The organism is Mesorhizobium sp. M0909, assembly GCF_040319515.1.
GTDB lineage: Bacteria > Pseudomonadota > Alphaproteobacteria > Rhizobiales > Rhizobiaceae > Mesorhizobium.
Genome location: NZ_JAMYOA010000024.1, coordinates 17,043 through 34,017 on the forward strand (window position 1 = coordinate 17,043; position 16,975 = coordinate 34,017).

The 16,975-nt window shown below is 61.6% G+C and carries 16 protein-coding genes and 1 pseudogene; 10 read left to right on the forward strand and 7 right to left on the reverse strand.

The window, feature by feature from the left end; translation table 11 throughout:
- Positions 1-30: 30 nt before the first annotated feature.
- The 4 genes from NKH83_RS27130 to NKH83_RS27145 form a co-directional block, all read right to left on the reverse strand.
- Positions 31-930 (reverse strand): carbohydrate ABC transporter permease, encoded by a 900-nt coding sequence (locus NKH83_RS27130; RefSeq protein WP_352808147.1) that lies wholly within the window; start codon positions 928-930, stop codon positions 31-33.
- Complete coding sequence (locus tag NKH83_RS27135; RefSeq protein WP_352752807.1) at positions 930-1,841, reverse strand: carbohydrate ABC transporter permease; 912 nt, start codon at positions 1,839-1,841, stop codon at positions 930-932. The genes NKH83_RS27130 and NKH83_RS27135 overlap by 1 nt, the downstream gene beginning before the upstream one ends.
- 348 nt (positions 1,842-2,189) lie before the next feature.
- Positions 2,190-3,236 (reverse strand): NAD(P)-dependent alcohol dehydrogenase, encoded by a 1,047-nt coding sequence (locus tag NKH83_RS27140; protein WP_352808148.1) that lies wholly within the window; start codon positions 3,234-3,236, stop codon positions 2,190-2,192.
- 132 nt (positions 3,237-3,368) lie between these two features.
- Entirely contained in the window at positions 3,369-4,208 is an 840-nt protein-coding gene (locus NKH83_RS27145) for a hypothetical protein (protein WP_352808149.1), read from the reverse strand.
- Between the two features lie 516 nt (positions 4,209-4,724).
- Here NKH83_RS27145 and NKH83_RS27150 point away from each other — a divergent pair.
- Positions 4,725-4,991 (forward strand): AbrB/MazE/SpoVT family DNA-binding domain-containing protein, encoded by a 267-nt coding sequence (locus tag NKH83_RS27150; RefSeq protein WP_352808150.1) that lies wholly within the window; start codon positions 4,725-4,727, stop codon positions 4,989-4,991.
- Entirely contained in the window at positions 4,988-5,386 is a 399-nt protein-coding gene (locus NKH83_RS27155) for a type II toxin-antitoxin system VapC family toxin (RefSeq protein ID WP_352808151.1), read from the forward strand. The genes NKH83_RS27150 and NKH83_RS27155 overlap by 4 nt, the downstream gene beginning before the upstream one ends.
- Before the next feature lie 159 nt (positions 5,387-5,545).
- Here the strand turns inward: NKH83_RS27155 and NKH83_RS27160 are convergent, their stop codons facing one another.
- Positions 5,546-6,337, reverse strand: a complete 792-nt coding sequence (locus NKH83_RS27160; RefSeq protein ID WP_352808152.1) for a class I SAM-dependent methyltransferase — start codon at positions 6,335-6,337, stop codon at positions 5,546-5,548.
- A 143-nt stretch (positions 6,338-6,480) separates the two neighbouring features.
- On the opposite strand from NKH83_RS27160, the gene NKH83_RS27165 reads away from it, so the two are divergent.
- The 3 genes and pseudogenes from NKH83_RS27165 to NKH83_RS27175 form a co-directional block, all read left to right on the forward strand.
- Positions 6,481-7,590, forward strand: a complete 1,110-nt coding sequence (locus NKH83_RS27165; protein ID WP_352808199.1) for an ABC transporter substrate-binding protein — start codon at positions 6,481-6,483, stop codon at positions 7,588-7,590.
- The gene (locus tag NKH83_RS27170) at positions 7,580-8,659 is read left to right on the forward strand and encodes a FecCD family ABC transporter permease (protein ID WP_352808153.1); all 1,080 of its coding nucleotides are present in this window, start codon (positions 7,580-7,582) and stop codon (positions 8,657-8,659) included. The genes NKH83_RS27165 and NKH83_RS27170 overlap by 11 nt, the downstream gene beginning before the upstream one ends.
- A pseudogene (locus NKH83_RS27175) lies at positions 8,653-9,402 on the forward strand (ABC transporter ATP-binding protein); the annotation flags it as partial. The gene NKH83_RS27170 and the pseudogene NKH83_RS27175, both read left to right, overlap by 7 nt.
- A 177-nt stretch (positions 9,403-9,579) precedes the next feature.
- Here NKH83_RS27175 and NKH83_RS27180 read toward each other — a convergent pair.
- Positions 9,580-10,458 (reverse strand): GNAT family N-acetyltransferase, encoded by an 879-nt coding sequence (locus NKH83_RS27180; RefSeq protein ID WP_352808154.1) that lies wholly within the window; start codon positions 10,456-10,458, stop codon positions 9,580-9,582.
- Between the two features lie 236 nt (positions 10,459-10,694).
- Here NKH83_RS27180 and argE point away from each other — a divergent pair, with 236 nt between their 5' ends.
- The 5 genes from argE to NKH83_RS27205 all read left to right on the forward strand — a co-directional run bounded on the left by argE (position 10,695) and on the right by NKH83_RS27205 (position 15,839).
- On the forward strand, positions 10,695-11,819 hold the full coding sequence (argE, locus tag NKH83_RS27185) for an acetylornithine deacetylase (protein WP_352808155.1): 1,125 nt from the start codon (positions 10,695-10,697) through the stop codon (positions 11,817-11,819).
- Positions 11,820-11,835: 16 nt separating this feature from the next.
- On the forward strand, positions 11,836-12,759 hold the full coding sequence (locus NKH83_RS27190; RefSeq protein WP_352808156.1) for a 2-hydroxyacid dehydrogenase: 924 nt from the start codon (positions 11,836-11,838) through the stop codon (positions 12,757-12,759).
- 14 nt (positions 12,760-12,773) lie between these two features.
- Positions 12,774-13,130 carry a cupin domain-containing protein gene (locus NKH83_RS27195; RefSeq protein ID WP_023678793.1) on the forward strand — a complete coding sequence of 119 codons (357 nt, stop codon included), beginning with the start codon at positions 12,774-12,776 and terminating at the stop codon, positions 13,128-13,130.
- Positions 13,131-13,301: 171 nt separating this feature from the next.
- The gene (locus tag NKH83_RS27200; protein WP_352808157.1) at positions 13,302-14,345 is read left to right on the forward strand and encodes a tartrate dehydrogenase; all 1,044 of its coding nucleotides are present in this window, start codon (positions 13,302-13,304) and stop codon (positions 14,343-14,345) included.
- Between the two features lie 18 nt (positions 14,346-14,363).
- Positions 14,364-15,839, forward strand: a complete 1,476-nt coding sequence (locus tag NKH83_RS27205; protein WP_352808158.1) for an NAD-dependent succinate-semialdehyde dehydrogenase — start codon at positions 14,364-14,366, stop codon at positions 15,837-15,839.
- Between the two features lie 153 nt (positions 15,840-15,992).
- Here NKH83_RS27205 and NKH83_RS27210 read toward each other — a convergent pair whose 3' ends face one another.
- The gene (locus NKH83_RS27210) at positions 15,993-16,682 is read right to left on the reverse strand and encodes a haloacid dehalogenase type II (RefSeq protein WP_352808159.1); all 690 of its coding nucleotides are present in this window, start codon (positions 16,680-16,682) and stop codon (positions 15,993-15,995) included.
- Between the last annotated feature and the right edge of the window lie 293 nt (positions 16,683-16,975).

Here is a 16,975-nt window from a genome sequence, read left to right on the forward strand (position 1 = left end):
TTTTTTGTCGTCGTTCTTCTCGCCTGCGCCTCACTCCTTCAGGGACCCGAGGGTGAGGCCGCGGACCAGATGCCGTTGAACCAGCAGGATAAAGATGAAGCTGGGTATGATCGCGGACGTGCCGAGCGCTGTGATGTAGCCCCACTCGGTTGCGGTCGAGGTGACAAAGGTCGAAATCTTCACCGGCACGGTGCGGATCGACGTTGTCAGGAACAGTGAGAGCAGGAACTCGGTCCACGAAAAGATGAAACACAGCACAGCCGTCGCAGCGATGCCGCCCTTGACCATGGGAAGGACCACGCGCCGGAACGTCTGCCAGCGCGTCGCGCCGTCGATCAGTGCCGCCTCGTCGACCTCGCGCGGGACGTCGTCGAAGAACGACTTCAAAAGCAAAACCGCCAGCGGCAGATTGATCAAACTGTGAACGAGGATGAGCCCCGTATAGGTATCGCGCAAGCCGAGATCGCGGAACATGAAAACGATCGGAATGACGATCGCGATTGGCGGCATGAAGCGCTGCGAGAGAATCCAGAACAGGAAGGACTGCTGGCCGCTGAACTGCATTCGCGACAGGCAGTAGGCGGCCAGAGTTGCGAGCAGCAGCGTCATAGCCGTCGATCCGACGGCTATGATGGCACTGTCGAGCAACGACTGGCGGGAATCATAGGAACTCGCGCCCCCCTTGATGACCCCGGCCGCTTCGCCGCCCTGTTCCATGCCGATGTCGACGCGCGAAACGCCAAGCAACGTCACGCGGTAGTTGTCCGGCGTCGGCGTGAAACCGGTGTAGACCGGTCCGCTGCGATCGAAGATCGCCGAATAGGGTTTGATGGACGACAGGGCCCACCACGCGATCGGGAACATGAAGATCGCCACCACCAGGACGGCGAGCACGTCACGGGCGATCGTTTGAGCGCGCGACGACTCCATCAGAATCTCACCTTGAACAGCCTGACGAAGACGTTCGACACGACGATCAAGACGACGAGCACGATCAGCGACAGGGTCGCGGCATAGGGGAAGTCTCCGGTGAAGTAGATTCGCCCCGCGTAGAATGAAAGCGTCTCGGTGGCCGTGCCTGGCCCGCCAGCGGTGATGATGTAAACGTAGTCGTAGATGCGAAAGAGATCGACGCCGCGGATCAGCACCGCAACCGCTATCACCTTGCGCAGCATCGGCAATGTGAGCCGCCAGAACGTCTGGATGCCGGTGGCGCCGTCGATCGCCGCTGCCTCGAAAGGTTCCTTCGGCAGCGCCCTGAGCCCTGCCAGGATGATGAGCACCATGAACGGCGTCCACTGCCATATGTCTGCCAGCAGGATCGCCGCCAATGCGGTTCCGGGCTGCGTCAGGATCGGCTGTGCCGGCGAGATCAGGTCCAGGGCATAGAGGTAAAACGATAGGACGCCGAAAGAGCCGTCCTGCATCAGCAGGAACATCATTCCGGTCACCGCAGGCGGCACCACCAGCGGCAGTGTCATCAGCGCCCGAAGCACCCCGTAACCTTTGCGATCGGTGTCAAGCAGAAGCGCAATGAGGATGCCGAGCGCAAGCTGAACCGCAAGCGCGACGAAGGTGTAGATCAGCGTGGTTTCCAACGAATGCCACATACGCGCATCCGAGAAGGCACGCGTCCATTGGTGGAGCCCGGCGAAGTCAAGTTGCCGGGAGACGACATTGCGTTTGTGAAACGAAAGCCAGACTGAATAGGCGAGGGGATAGATGCCGAAAACGAGAAGCATCACCGTGATCGGCGCGAGCCAGGGGAAAGGATGCTCGGCCGTCATGAACCGGGGCAGGGCCCATCTGGGCGTTTCGCGGGTCACGGTCACCGTGCTCACGCGCAAATCTCCGCTAGGTCACAGAGACGCATCGGCCTTCTCCCTATCGGCCAGATTGTGCCAACTTGAACTTTTGTAAGTTTGTTGTGTCTTTTGTTAAGAACGTGTCGGACGGCCGCCGATTTGTCAAGTGTCGGTTCCCTCAGCGCTCAAGGGATTTGCTCGTGGTCCCAGAGGATCCCGTCATCGCCGGGTATGGAGTTGTTCTTGGAGGGAGCGCCGCCGGTAAATGCCGTGCATCAGCACCAAAAGCGCTCAGGGCTGCCGTCAGCCAGCCTTGGCGGCCCAAGAAGCTACGCAACGCATCAAGGAGATCGGGAGGGCAGCCCGGGGGATTTGGAACTCGCCTTAATCCGGCAATTGGATCTGAAGCTTTACGTCCGCCGGCCGGGCTTCGACCGCGCGATCAAATGCGGTGATGGAGTCTTCGAAGGGGAAGGTCGCCGAAATCAAGGGTTTGAGATCGACCCGGCCCGATCCCATCAGTGCGATCGCCCGGTCATATTGGTGGGCATATCGGAACACCGTCTCGATGCGGATTTCCTTGGTAGAGGCCGTAGCGATATCGAACGCCACCGGCGCGACCGGCAGGCCGACCACCACCACGGTACCACCGGGCCGCGGCAGATCGAGCAACGTCTCCCATGCTTTGGTCGAGCCGGAACATTCAAAGACGACGTCGATGCCCCAGCCGTCGGTCAGGCGCTTGACCTCCGCCGGCAGGCTCTTGTCGCGGATGTTGACCGGGATCACACCCTGGTAGCCGGCGGCAATGTCGAGCTTGGGTTGGGCGAGATCTGCAACAACGGCGCGGGCGCAGCCGCCGGCGAGCGCGGCGATCGCCACCATCGTGCCGATCGGCCCGGCGCCAATCACCACCGCGGTGTCACCCGGCGCAATCTTCGCTTTGGCCGCCGCCTGCATTCCGACAGCGAAGGGCTCCACCATCGCGCCTTCGGCGAAGCTGACATTGTCGGGCAGTTTGAAAGTGTAGTTGGCGGGGTGCACGACATAGGGCGTCAGCACGCCGTGGATCGGCGGCGTCGCCCAGAACCTGACCGCTGGATCGATGTTGTAGAGGCCGAGCCGGCTCGCCCGCGAATTGGGATCGGGGATACCCGGCTCCATGCAGACGCGGTCGCCGACCTTCAGATGCTCGACGCCTTCCCCAGTTTCGACGACGGTGCCGGCGGCTTCATGGCCCAAGACCATCGGCGCTTCGACCACGAACGGGCCGATGCGGCCATGGGTGTAGTAGTGCACGTCGGAGCCGCAGATGCCCACGGTATGGATCTTGATGCGAACTTCGCCCGGGCCGACGGTCTGTGGCAGATCGATGTCACGCAGCTTGAGTTCGTGTTGGCGTTCGAGGACAAGGGCGCGCACGTTCGTCATCGACGTAGTCTCCTCTAAAGCCGATCGTAGGGGCCTTTAACCCTCTACGGGTATACACACCGTCCATCTATGCATCATTGTTCTCCGGGCTGGCGCTGTGGCCCCGATAGACGCGATCGAGCGCAGGCGGGTTCAGTTGGTGCTGGTTGTGGGGGTGAACCCGCACTGCTTCTGTTCCATATCGATCTGCTTCGTGATGCGGACGGCGTTCTGTGCGTAGGCCTCCGTCACGGAGCCACTATTCACGGTCTTGCCCTTCAGCGGACTCACGCCTGCGCAGAGGTGGAAAACATGCGGCTCGGCGGACTTCGCGGCTCCGGCTTCCGGCGCGATCCAGTAGACGACATCCTGACCGGCGGGGTGGCTCGCGTCCCGCGTCGCCGCCGTCACCGCGGCGGTGTCCGTCGCGATCGCCTGCGCCTGGGCGGCGACATCGGGCGAACAGGCGGTGGTGGGCTGCCCCGACTTGATCTGGGCCGCGCATGCGTTCATATCCTGGGTATACTGTTCGACCGACGGGGGGGTGAAACTGATCCCCATGACGGTCGCGAGCACGGCCAGCGCAGCGCCGACGCCGCCGGCAACCTTCTTGGTCCGCGGATCCATGTTTTTGTCGGTGAGGATCAGGAAAACCAGCGGGAGGAAGGCAATCAGCGTGATGATTGCGCCGAGCTGGTTTTGGAAGAAGAACCTGGCCGCGTCGGATGCACGGGCCGGATCGTGCCTGTTGGCCGCCTTCCACAGCAAGTTCCCGGCGATTGCGAAAATCGCGATGCCGACCAGAAGGCCGATGACCAGCGGCAGGTGTGCCTGATCGAACTTGTTCTGGCGAAGCAGCATGATTCCGTAGATCTCGCCGCCAATGGCGACGATCCACGAGAGTGCGGCGAAAAGGCGAAGACGCGTGGCGGAGGACTTCTGGCCCTGCGTCGCTTGCCAATCCTTCGTAACGTCTGGCTTGTTGTCGGTCATGACCAGATCCCCTAATATCGACACTTCTGCGGGCAGCGTTAGACCAGAAGGCCAACCCGCCCGGCGCAACAGCATTGAACGAACGCCACCTGCCTTAGCGACGCGGCGCCACGGCAGGCCTCATCTCCATTCATAATTCATATTGCGCATGAGTGAGTCCGTCCAGACCCACGCAGGCAGACGCCTATGCGGCGATGGCTCCGTTCTTCTTAATCTCCGGCTCGAACTTGACGCAGCGGACTGACAACTTACGGCCACATAAGCGGGACGTAGAGTATCTGCTCGGCACGGAGGGCTCCTGTACAACTCCGACGTCGCAGGGCAGATCAACCGGTTCGGCCAACATCAGAATCAGTCGAACGAGGGGGCGAGCGCGAATCCACGATGCCTGACGGCTTTCTAAAAGGCATCAATGCCATTCAGTCGCCGCATGGGCGCCAAGCTTGGCCCGGACCATCTGCATTGATAATAATGCAGATTTGCATTATCTTATCGCAAGAACAGGAAATGTTTAACATGGCAACGTTGACAGTGACGACAAGGGGACAGGTGACCTTCCGCAAGGGCGTGCTGCAACATCTGGGCATCAAACCGGGCGAGAAGATCGAGCTTGATCTGCTGCCCGACGGTCGGGCGGAATTGAGGGCTGCACGGGCGAAGGGGTCGTTCCGGGACCTCCACGGCTTCCTCAGAGGCAAGACGAACGGCCGGGTGCTCAGCATCGAGGAGATCAACGAGGCGATAGCGGAAGCGGGCGCTGCGGCCGGGTCCGGCAAGGAATGAGGGTGACGGCCGACACGAATGTGCTGCTGCGCGCCTATGTCGCCGATGATGAGGCGCAGGCGGCCATTGCCGTCGACCTGCTGGCCAAAGCGGACATCGTGGCCGTGAGCTTGCAGGCCTTGTGCGAGTTCGCCTGGATTCTGGCCCGGCAGTACCAGACAGAGCGCGAAAATATTGCCGCGGCGATCCGGGCGTTGCTGAACACCGCGAATGTTGTCATCAACCGGCCGGCAGTTGAGGCAGGGCTGTCAGTCCTCGATGCCGGCGGCGATTTCGCGGACGGCGTGATCGCTTTTGACGGCGGCTGGCTTGGCGGGGAGACTTTCGTCTCGTTTGACCGGAAGGCCGTCAAACTGCTCTCGGCGCAGGGACAATCCGTACAGCTTCTTTTCTAAGTCTCTTTCCGCGGTGGTCTTTCGCCCTGTGCTGTCGCGTCTTTAGAGGCCACTGCGAGCAATCGGATTCTGTCTGCGGTACGGATGTCAGATCAGAATGGCGGGGTGAGAGCCGACGATCGCCGATAAGTGATTGTGGAAATCGTTAGAATTCCCCAACTACCAGGCCGACTTGGTCGCGCAGATCGCGTAGCGATGCTGCGTCGAACGTTCCAGCGCCCTGAGGAAGTTCATGTGCCGCGCCTGCGCACGATGAATTGCGCCGAGCCGGGTGTCGACCACAGGCATCTCAAAGCCAGCCTCCACCAGAAGCGCGCAGACCTCGTCCGCTTTGGCGCCACGCGAAAAGTGCAGCCGTGACAGGATGCTGCCATGGCGGTCCGCCATCACCTGATCCAGTTCGTGGACCGGCCCGACTGTCCGGCCAACGGCCCTTTCCAGGACTTGTCGCAGAGAGGTTACCCAGGTTTTACTGACGAAATCACCATCAATGATCAGCAGCCGTCCGCCAGGCTTGAGCAGCGAGAACCATTCGGCGAATGCCGCTCGCGGATCCACCAACGTCCAGACGAGATGACGGGTGACGAGGACGTCATAGCTTTCTGCTTTTTCAAGGGTTCGCTCGGCGTCGCCGATCAGAAACCGGATGCCGCTTTCCCTCTGCGTCGCCTTTGCACGCGCGCGGGCAAGCATGGCCTCTGACCAATCGAGCCCGGTCACGGCATAACCCAGGTCGTGCATGAGATGGGATATGACCCCGGTGCCGCAAGCGAGGTCGAGCGCGCGACGCCCATCCCCGCGCCCCAAGTGCTTGAGTATCAGCCTGTGCCACGCCAGGCGTTCGCGCGGTGAGAAGATTTCATGCCCCACCGAAAGGTCGAATGTTCCGGCGCGCGTCGACCAATAGTCGCGTATCTCGTCCCGCAGCGAATAATTGGGCTCGCCCGCCATTCCTGACCCCTTGTCGTCGTACCAGTCTGGAATGGCTCTAAAAGATATTTCTTGAGAATTGAAGTCATCTTTTATAAGCCACCTCTGGCTAATTCATTTCAAGAGAGGGCGCGATGAATTTCGGAAAGATCCCAGCAGCGACGATGGCGGCCGCTATCGTCGCTCTGTCGATGACGCTGGCCGCCAGGGCCGAAATGGTTGCAGTGACTGACATCACGGGCCGCCAGGTCAAGGTGAACGTCCCTGTCGAGAGGGTAATCCTGGGTGAGGGCCGGCAGGTCTATCTCGTCGCGGCGCTCGACACCCAGGATCCGTTCAAGCGCATCGCTGGCTGGCGCGAGGATTTCAGCCAAGCGGATCCGGACAACTACGCCGCCTATCTGGAAAAATTCCCAAGGATGGCGAATATCCCCACATTCGGCGGTTTCAAGGACGGCACTTTCGATGTCGAGCAGGCGGTATCGCTCAAGCCCGACGTCATCGTAATGAACATCGAGTCGAAGCAGGCCACGGAAGACGCCAAGTATATCGAGAAACTCACCGCTGCCGGCATTCCGTTGGTTTATGTCGATTTCCGCGAGCGTCCCTTTACCAACACCGAACCCAGCATGCGCCTTTTTGGCAGGCTGTTCGGCAAGGAGAAGCGCGCCGAGGAATTCATCACCTGGCGCGCCGCCGAGATCGCGCGCGTTACCGACGTAATCGAGAAGGCCAAGCCGGAAAGGCCCAAGGTCTTCATCGAACGCGCCGGCGGCTATTCGGACGATTGCTGCATGAGCTTCGGCGACGACAATTTCGGCAAATTCGTTGAGATGGCAGGCGGTGACAACATCGCCAAGGACATCATCCCCGGCACCTTCGGCACACTCAATCCGGAACAGATCATCGCCTCCGACCCGGATCAGATCATCGTCACCGGCGGCTCGTGGGAAGCCTATGTACCGGGCGGTGCCTGGGTCGGCGTCGGCCCCGGCCGTGATGAGGCAGAGGCGGTGCGCAAGCTGAAGGCGCTGACCGAGCGGCCGGCGCTGACCGGCGTGAAGGCCGTCGAGGACGGCGCGGTGCATGCCATCTGGCATCAGTTCTACAACAGTCCTTATCAGTTCGTGGCCATCCAGCAGATGGCGAAGTGGCTGCATCCCGATCTTTTCGCCGACCTTGATCCTGAGGCGACCTTCAGCGAGTTGCACAAGAAATTCCTGCCGATCGCATACAGGCCCGGCCACTGGGTCTCGCTGACCGATGTCGATTGAATCGACGGCCGTCAGCACCGCGCTCGACAGCACCGATGGACGAGGGCGTTACCGCGCCCTCGTCTGGCGGCGGCAGTTGATCCTTGCCGGCCTCGGCGCTGCCCTGCTCTTCAGCCTGTGCGTCGACCTTGCGGTCGGTCCCGCCCGCTACGACCTCGGCGAGGTCGTGCGGGCCCTTGTGTTCCCCGACACCGTGCCGCAGCAGGTGCGCGTGGTGCTCTGGGACATCCGCATGCCGGTGGCCCTGATGGCGATTGTCGTAGGGGCGGCGCTCGCCGTGGCCGGCGCGCAGATGCAGACCATCCTCAATAACCCGCTGGCGAGCCCCTTCACGCTCGGCATATCCGCCGCCGCGAGCTTCGGCGCCGCGCTTGCGCTTGCCTTCGGAGTGAGGCTTGTCCCCGCCGCAGTCGAGTATGTAGTGCCGATCAACGCCTTCGTGATGGCGATGCTGGCGGCCTTCCTAATTCACGTGCTGAGCGTCAAGCGCGGCGTCAGCGCGGAGACGATCGTGCTGCTCGGCATCGCGCTGGTTTTCACCTTCAACGCGCTGCTCGCGCTCGTCCAGTTTTTCGCGTCGGCGGAAGCGCTGGCGGCAGTCGTCTTCTGGACAATGGGCAGCCTCACCAAGGCCACCTGGCCTAAGCTTGCGGTCACCACATTCATTCTCCTCGCAGTCTTACCCATTTTCGCCCGGCGCGTCTGGGCGCTAACGGCGTTGAGGCTCGGTGAGGACAAGGCGGCCAGCTTCGGCGTCAAAGTCGGTCGCCTGCGGCTCGAGACGCTCATCCTGGTGAGCCTCCTCGCCGCTATTTCCGTCGCCTTCGTCGGCACCATAGGTTTTATCGGCCTCGTGGGCCCGCACATCGCGCGCATGGTCATCGGCGAGGACCAACGCTTCTTCCTGCCCGCCTCGGCCCTCGCGGGCGCGCTCATCCTGTCGGCCAGCTCGGTCGTCAGCAAGTCGCTTATCCCGGGGACGGTCTTCCCGATCGGCATCGTCACCTCGCTGATCGGCATCCCCTTCTTCATCTCGCTCATCCTGTCCAGCACGAGGCGCTCATGGTGATGATCCGGCTTGAGGCGCTCGGCGCGCGCTACGGCACGAGCCTCCGGCTTCGGGATGTGACGACGCCAGCGTTCGAGGGCGGAGACATTGTGGCCGTGATCGGTCCGAATGCCGCCGGGAAGTCGACGCTCTTCAGGCGAATCGCCGGCCTCCTGCACGGACCGGGAGCAATGCATGTCGAGGGGGCCATTCGCCGGACGAGCGGCATCTGCTACATGCCACAGGAAACGTCCGCCAACGCGGTGCTCACCGTCTATGAGTCAGTGTTGCTCGCCCGCAAGCAGGGTATGGGCTGGTCTGTGGGCGACGACGATCTGGCTCGCATCGACGAGACCCTTGCGGCGCTCGGCATCGCCGACATCGCTTTCCGCAACATTGGCGACCTTTCCGGCGGCCAGCGGCAACTCGCCAGCCTGGCACAGACACTGGTGCGCGAGCCGGAGGTCCTGCTGATGGACGAACCGACATCAGCACTCGATCTGTCGCGGCAGGTGGAAGTGCTCGGTCTCATGCGGGAACTTGCCAGGGCGCGAGGCATGGTCGTGCTGATCGCCCTGCACGACCTCAATCAGGCCCTGCGCTTCAGCGATCAGACAATGGTCATCGCGGACGGCCGGCTGGTCGCATGCGGGCCAACGCGGGACATCATCACCTCACATCTGCTGCGGGACATTTATCATCTCAACGCGCGCATCGAGCCGTGCTCGCGTGGCATCGGCCATGTCATCGTGGATGGCGTGGCGGATGGGCGTCGGACGCTCATAATGCCGGCAGCGGAGACCGAATCCGGGCTTCGGAGCAGATTCGAGGGGCAGCCGTTCCGGCCGCGTGACGGCAACCGCATTAAGCCGGTTGATCGACGCCCGCAGTGATCGACCTGGTCCTCTGACCGCTGGTTGAAGGCGACAGCGTGCTTGCATTCAACTCAAGGCGTGGCCCGCCAATCCATAGACCCAAGGCCCATTGTCTTCCCGGTTCAGAAAGCGGCGCCCCTTGGACATGGTCGTAACGGTCTCGGCAATGCCGAGGCCGCACTGCTGGAGAAACGCGGCAAACACGCCATCCTTCTCGCGGGTGTCGACGCGGGCAAATCGTCCTGCCAGTCCCTTCAGATGCACGGCTGTAAGATGAACCGCGTCGAGATCGTTTCCCGCGACCATCGGGCCGATCACGTGACCACGCCCGAACTCGCGACACATGGAATAGCCGACGATCTCGCTGCCGCGGCTCAAAGTGCAGATTGAGGCATCGGCCGCGAGCAACGTGAGCAGCCTCTCGCGGTTTGTCCCAAAGGCGCGGGTGTCCAGCGCCGTGATCTCCTTTAGCCTGTCGCTCGACAGCGCCTGCAATTGACCGTCCAGGGACGGCACTGTTGGGAGGATCGGTGGGACTTCCCCCTGGCGCATGTATACAGTCGCCTCGGTCGTGAAACCGAGTGAGACATAAAGAGGATAGGCAGCATGGGTAGCATTGAGTGCCAAGTTGCGATCGCCGCACTGCTCGAGGACTAGGTCCATGAGCCATCGGCCGCCTCCTTGCGCTTGCGTGCGGGGCGTTGTGATCACTACGCCGATGGTGGCGAAATCGTCCCCGTGAGGAAACCACATCGCGCTGCCGAAAACGCGCCCAATACCGTCAACGGCAACGATGCCCTGGCCGGCGCGACGCAGTAGGTTCCAATCCTTCGGCCGATGAGGCCAGCGGACTGAGATCGACAGCGCGTGCAGCAGCTCAACGTCGACATCATTGATGTCCCGCGCGACCAGTTCGAAGGATTTCAGGCGTACTGATCTCTGCATCTCAGTCGATCCTTCAACAAATGCGCAAGGCACGCGGTGTGACGTTGTGATCGATCGCCATGTCGCGACATGCCTCTTTTGCCGTAGCATTATACGGGAAAGCCAGCAGGTTTCGCTGGTTCGAGGTGCTTTTTCGCAATCTTCGGCCAAAGCATGACGCAATTCGGCAGCGAACTCTGCTGCCTGCGGATACGCTGGTTGCACCCGGTGATAATGTGCGATTAGAGCGGACCGCCATGAACGTGGAAGAAATCCTCGCGACGCTGATTGGATTTCCCTCTGTTGTGGGCACGCCAAACCGCGCGATCGTCGATTGGATGCGCGACTACTGTCAGGCAGCCGGAGCCGAGGTGACGGTTCTGCCCGGTCCCGAGGGCGACCGATCCAACCTCTTCGTGACGATCGGCCCGCGCCAGGGTCGGGGCTACATCATCTCCGGACATATGGATGTCGTGCCGGCCGGCGAGCCGGAATGGAGCTCGGATCCGTTCGTCCTGCGCGGAGAGGGCGGCAGGCTATACGGCCGCGGCACCACCGACATGAAGGGCTTCCTCGCCTGCACATTGGCGGCGCTCCCAGGACTTGCGGCGATGAACCTGCGGCAGCCAATTCATCTCGCATTCTCCTATGACGAAGAGGCGGGGTGCCGTGGTGTGCCGCATCTCCTGGCCGCGTTGCCGAGCTTATGCGAGAGGCCGCTTGGCGCGATTGTCGGCGAGCCGAGCCGGATGCAGCCTGTGCGCGCGCACAAGGGGAAGGCCGCCGCGCGGCTCGAGGTGACCGGGCGATCCGGCCATTCCTCACGCCCCGATCTCGGACTCAACGCTGTGCACGCCATGGTCGGCGTCATCGCGAACGCCGTAGCCTACGGCCAATCCCTCGCCGACGGGCCGCTCGATGAAAATTTCGAGCCCCCATATTCTTCCTTGCAGGTGGGCGTCATCGCCGGTGGACAGGCGGTCAACATCATCCCTGGCCACTGCACAGCCGATATCGAGGTGCGCGCCGTGCCCGGCGTTTCTCCAGCCTCCCTGCTTGAGCCTGTCAAGACCCGGCTTTTCGCCCTGCGAGACAGCGGCTTCGATGTGGCGTGGCACGAGTTGAGTACCTATCCCGCCCTCGCGCCCGCGAACGGGAGCGCGCTAGCGGCCGTTCTGACCGAGCTGACGGGGCAGGAGCCGCTCACGGCCGTCAGCTTCGGCACGGAGGCCGGGCTTTACCAGCAGGCCGGCATCGACGCGATCATTTGCGGTCCTGGCGATATCGGCCGTGCCCATCGTCCCAATGAGTATATCGAGATCGGTGAACTCGCCGCTTGCCGGAAGATGATCGAGGGGCTTGGCGCGCGTCTTGCGGCCTGAAGGAAGGGCGGTCGCCATGGCGTTTCTTTTCAATTCCGATGCGGCGCGTGCTGCGGTCTTCCGCGAGATATTCGCGCGCGAGCTCCCGGATCTGGAATTCTTCCATTCCGGAGATGAGATGGAGCCGGAGAAGGTGCGGTATCTCATCACCTGGACGGCGCCGGACGAGATCTCGCGCTACCGCAATCTGGAAGTGCTGTTTTCCATCGGCGCGGGCGTCGACCAGTTCAAGCAGGACGTAGTGCCAAGCCATGTGAAGCTTGTGCGCATGGTCGAGAACGGCATCATACGCATGATGCAGGAATACGTTGCGCTCGGCGTGTTGGCGCTCCACCGCGAGATGCCCGCCTATCTTGAGCAGCAGAAAAAGTGCTTGTGGAAACCGATTGCCGCTCGACAGGCGGCCGAACGCCGGGTTGGCTTTCTCGGCCTTGGCATGCTGGCCCGCGCGGCTATCGAGCGCTTGAAGCCGTTCCAGTTTCAGCTTGCCGGGTGGAGCCGCAGCGAAAAGCGGATCGAGGACGTCGCCTGCTTTCACGGCACGGACCAACTCGCGGGCTTTCTGAAGCAAACGGATATTCTCGTCTGCCTGCTCCCGCTCACGGAACAAACGCACGGCATGCTCGATGCGGAGTTCTTCCACTTACTGCCCGCCGGGGCGCAGCTGCTGCATGTCGGCAGGGGTCCGCAACTGGACCAGACCGCGCTGATCGACGCGCTCGACACCGGTCACGTATCTGCGGCGATGCTTGATGTCACCGATCCAGAACCGCTCCCGGAAAACCATCCGCTGTGGTCGCATCCGAAGGTGATGATAACGCCGCACATCGCCTCGGTGACGCAACCGCATACGGCGGCACAATCCGTCGTCGACAACATTCGGCGCCACCGCGCCGGAGAAGAACTGATCGGCCTCGTCGATCGGACACTCGGCTACTAACAAGGAAACATCACATGTCACTTCTGATCACGATCGACACAGTTCCAGACTTCGCGCCGAAGGAGGCATTACCGGCTCCGGAGCGGCTCATTTCGGGCAATCCATCCTTCAAGACCTGGGCGCAGGATGCCTCGAAAGGTGAGAAGGTTCTGACCGGCGTCTGGGAGGCGACGCCCGGCGAGACGCATTCGATCAAGGGCACTATCTACGAGTTCTGCCATATCGTTTCGGGTCTCGTCGAAATCGAGGAGAAGGGCGGTGAGACCAAGACTTACCGCGCCGGCGACAGTTTCGTGATGAAACCCGGTTTCGTCGGCGTCTGGCGCACGATCGAGACCGTGCGCAAGATCTACGTCTGCGTTTATGACTGAGTTCAGTGGTCAAGGTCCGGCCGAATAGCGCGCGGCGGTTCCAGAACAATCGGCTTTCCAGGTTCCGCCTGACGCGATTCGACGCCGTCGGAGGCATCAACCTCGACGGAAAATGCGGCGGGCGGTCGACTACTGTTCCAGTGACGCCAGTGCGAATGAGGACCTCCATCCATGAAGACCTACAAGATAGCGCTGATCCCCGGCGACGGCATCGGCAAGGACGTGACGCAGGCGGCATGGCAGGTGCTGCAGGCGGCGGCTAAGCAGGGCGGTTTCGTGCTTGATGACACAAGATTCCCGTGGTCGTGCGCCTACTACCTGGAGACGGGTGCAATGATGCCGTCAGACGGCATCGATACACTCCGAAAATTCGATGCGATCTATCTCGGCGCTGTGGGCTGGTCCGCGGGAGTGCCCGACTCAGTATCGCTTCACGGACTGCTCCTGCCGATCCGGAAAGGCTTCACGCAGTACGCCAACATACGACCGCACCGGCTGTTGCCGGGCGTTCAGGGGCCCCTCCGCTCCGATGGTTTCGATATCCTGTGCATCCGCGAGAATACGGAAGGCGAATATTCCGGCGCCGGTGGGCGCGTTCATTCCGGCACGGCCGATGAGGTCGCGGTTGAGACTGCGATCTTCACGCGTGCGGGTGTCGAACGGATCATCCGTTTCGGTTTCGAACAGGCGCGGGCGCGTCGCAAGAAGCTCGCATCTGTCACCAAATCCAACGCGCAGAAACACTCCATGGTTTTCTGGGATGAGGTCACGCGCGAGGTGGCGAAAGACTATGCCGATGTGGAGGTCTCGCACTACCACATCGACGCCATTGCCGCCCGTATGGTCCTGGCGCCGGAAAGCCTCGACGTAATCGTCGCATCGAACCTTTTCGGCGACATCCTCACCGATATTGGAGCGGCCATTCAGGGAGGGCTGGGTTACGCCGCCTCCGCCAATATCAATCCCGATCGCAGCGTGCCTTCCATGTTTGAGCCGGTCCATGGTTCGGCGCCCGACATCGCGCATCTCGGCGTCGCCAATCCGATCGCCGCGATCTGGTCCGGTGCCATGATGCTCGAGCATCTGGGCGAGGGGCAGGCTGCGGCGGAAGTGATGTCGGCAATCGAGTCCGCAACCGCGCGGGGGATTGGCACGATCGCAGGCAAGGACAGGACTGAAACGATCATGCAGGCCGTGCTGGCAGGGTTAAGCTGAAAGGGCAGAGGAAAGACCATGAATGCGATGACGAAGATTGGCATGTTCAACGACTCCGACCTTTTTCGCCAGCAGGCGCTGATTGGCGGTGTCTGGCGGGATGCGGAAACGAAGGGCGTGGTCGATGTCGTTGACCCGGCCAGCCAAAGTGTTCTCGGCACCGTTCCCGCAATGGGGGAGAACGAGACGAGAGCGGCAATCGATGCCGCGGCCGAGGCCTTCAAAGGCTGGAAGAAAAGGACGCATGCCGAGCGTGCAGGATTTCTGGAACGCTGGCACGACCTCATCCGCCAGCACGAACAGGATCTCGCGCTCCTGCTGACGCTGGAACAGGGCAAGCCGCTTGCCGAGGCGTTAGCAGAAATCCGCTACGGCGCATCTTTTGTGAAATGGTTTGCGGAGGAGGCGCGCCGGATCGGTGGCTCGACCATTCCGTCACCCACGGCCGATCGCCGCATTCTGGTGCTGAAAGAACCCGTCGGTGTCTGCGCCATCATCACGCCGTGGAATTTCCCCAACGCGATGATCGCACGCAAAGTAGCACCGGCGCTGGCCGCAGGTTGTACGGTTGTCATCAAGCCGTCGGAATTTACGCCATTCTCGGCGCTGGCGCTCGGCGTTCTGGCGGAACGGGCAGGTATCCCTGCAGGCGTGATCAACATTGTGACCGGCATGCCCGTCGAAATCGGCAACGAACTGATGGCCAATCAGACGGTGCGCAAGATTTCGTTCACCGGTTCGACCCGCGTCGGTGCGCTGCTCATGCGTGGCGCTTCCGATAGCATCAAGCGGCTGAGCCTGGAGCTTGGCGGCAACGCACCCTTTATCGTCTTTGATGACGCCGATCTGGATAAGGCAGTTGAAGGGGTGATCGCATCCAAGTTCCGCAATGGCGGTCAAACCTGCGTCTGCGCGAACCGGATTCTTGTGCAGGAAGGCGTTTACGACGCTTTCGCCGAAAAGCTGAGCCGGCTCGTCACGCGGATGAAGGTTGGCGCAGGGACCGATGAGGGCACTGAGATCGGCCCGATGATCAACGCAGCCGCGATCGACAAGATCGAGCGTCACATCGCCGATGCTCAGGCGAAAGGTGCGCAGATCATCGCCCAAAGCGAGACTATGCCGGAGGGTAAGCAATATGCACGGCCCGTCGTGCTGGGAGAAGCTACTGCGGGGATGCTCCTGGCATCGGAAGAGACGTTCGGTCCAGTGGCGCCGCTTTTTCGCTTCGAGACGGAGGAAGAGGCCATCGCCATTGCGAACGGTACGCCGTTCGGCCTTGCCGCCTACTTCTACACCGACAACCTCAAGCGCTCATGGCGTGTTGCCGAGGCGCTGGAGTTCGGTATGGTCGGGCTCAACACAGGCATGATCTCTACCGAGGTTGCGCCTTTCGGCGGAGTCAAGCAGTCAGGAGTGGGGCGCGAAGGATCGCAGCTCGGCATCGAGGAATATCTCGAGGTCAAGGCGCTTCATGTTGGCGGGCTTAACTAGTTATCTTGCACGCAGGTGGAAACACTTGCAGCTCTAAAGCGTTGGAACCACAAGAAAGGGGCGGTGAAAACCGCCCCTTTCTCTATCGCGACCAATGACTATTAACGTTCTGGGAGCGCCTCAGTCTGGTGCGACTGCGCCAGCAAACAAAGTTCAGGCGAATTCCCGAACAGGCTCCAGCCCGACGGCGCCGGCCAGACCGCCGATATCCTTGATTTCGGTATATTCGTAGAAGGGGTTCGCAGGTTCATGGCCGCGGTTCACCCAGACCTTGCTCTTGATGCCAAGATCATAAGCCGTCATGAGATCGTAGCGGAATGAAGACGACACATGTGTGATGTCCTCCGGGCCGCAGCCTAGCTTCTCGAGCATATATTCGAAGCCCTTCATCTGGGGCTTGTAGGCGCCGGTCTCCTCAGCCGTGATGACCATGTGAAAGGGTGCGCCGAGCTTTTCCACATTCGACAGGATCAGGCTCTTCATGGAGTTCGACAGGATCACCAGCGGAATCTCCTTGGCGACCTTGGCCAGGCCCGCCGGTACATCCGGGTGCGGACCCCACGTCGGCACTTCCGCATAGATGCGCTGGGCATCTTCGGGCCGGAATGCGACGCCGCTGCGCTTGCAGGTCCGTTCCACGGAATTGTGCACGACCTCGCCGTACGGCTTCCAGGCGCCAAGAACCTCGTCGAGGCGATAGGCCGAGAAATCCTTGATGAACTGCGCCATCCCAGCCGGGGAGAGCTGCGCGCCGAAAACGCGTCTCGCCGCACCGGCCATGTCGAAGTTGGTCAGCGTACCATAGCAGTCGAAGGTGATGTATTTCGGTCTGAACTGGGTCATAGGCGTCGATCCTTCCAATCCTGTCGGCACCGCGTGCCTTTAACAGCAAGGATCATAATGAGGACCGCAGAAGACTAGTCGCCGCATTCGATGCGCCCTGAAGCAGATTGTTTTGTATTGCGTGAGAGCTTTGGCAGAGAGTTGCGCCTGAGTTCGTTTCGAGCTTCGGCGGGAGCGCGATCCTTCAGCCGTGCGTCGGCATAAGATGCGGCGCCGGCGACAAAGGAAACTCAAAACGCCCATCGCTCAGGTTCTGGTCGGGAGGAACTGCTGCCCGCGGCGGGCTATCTTCG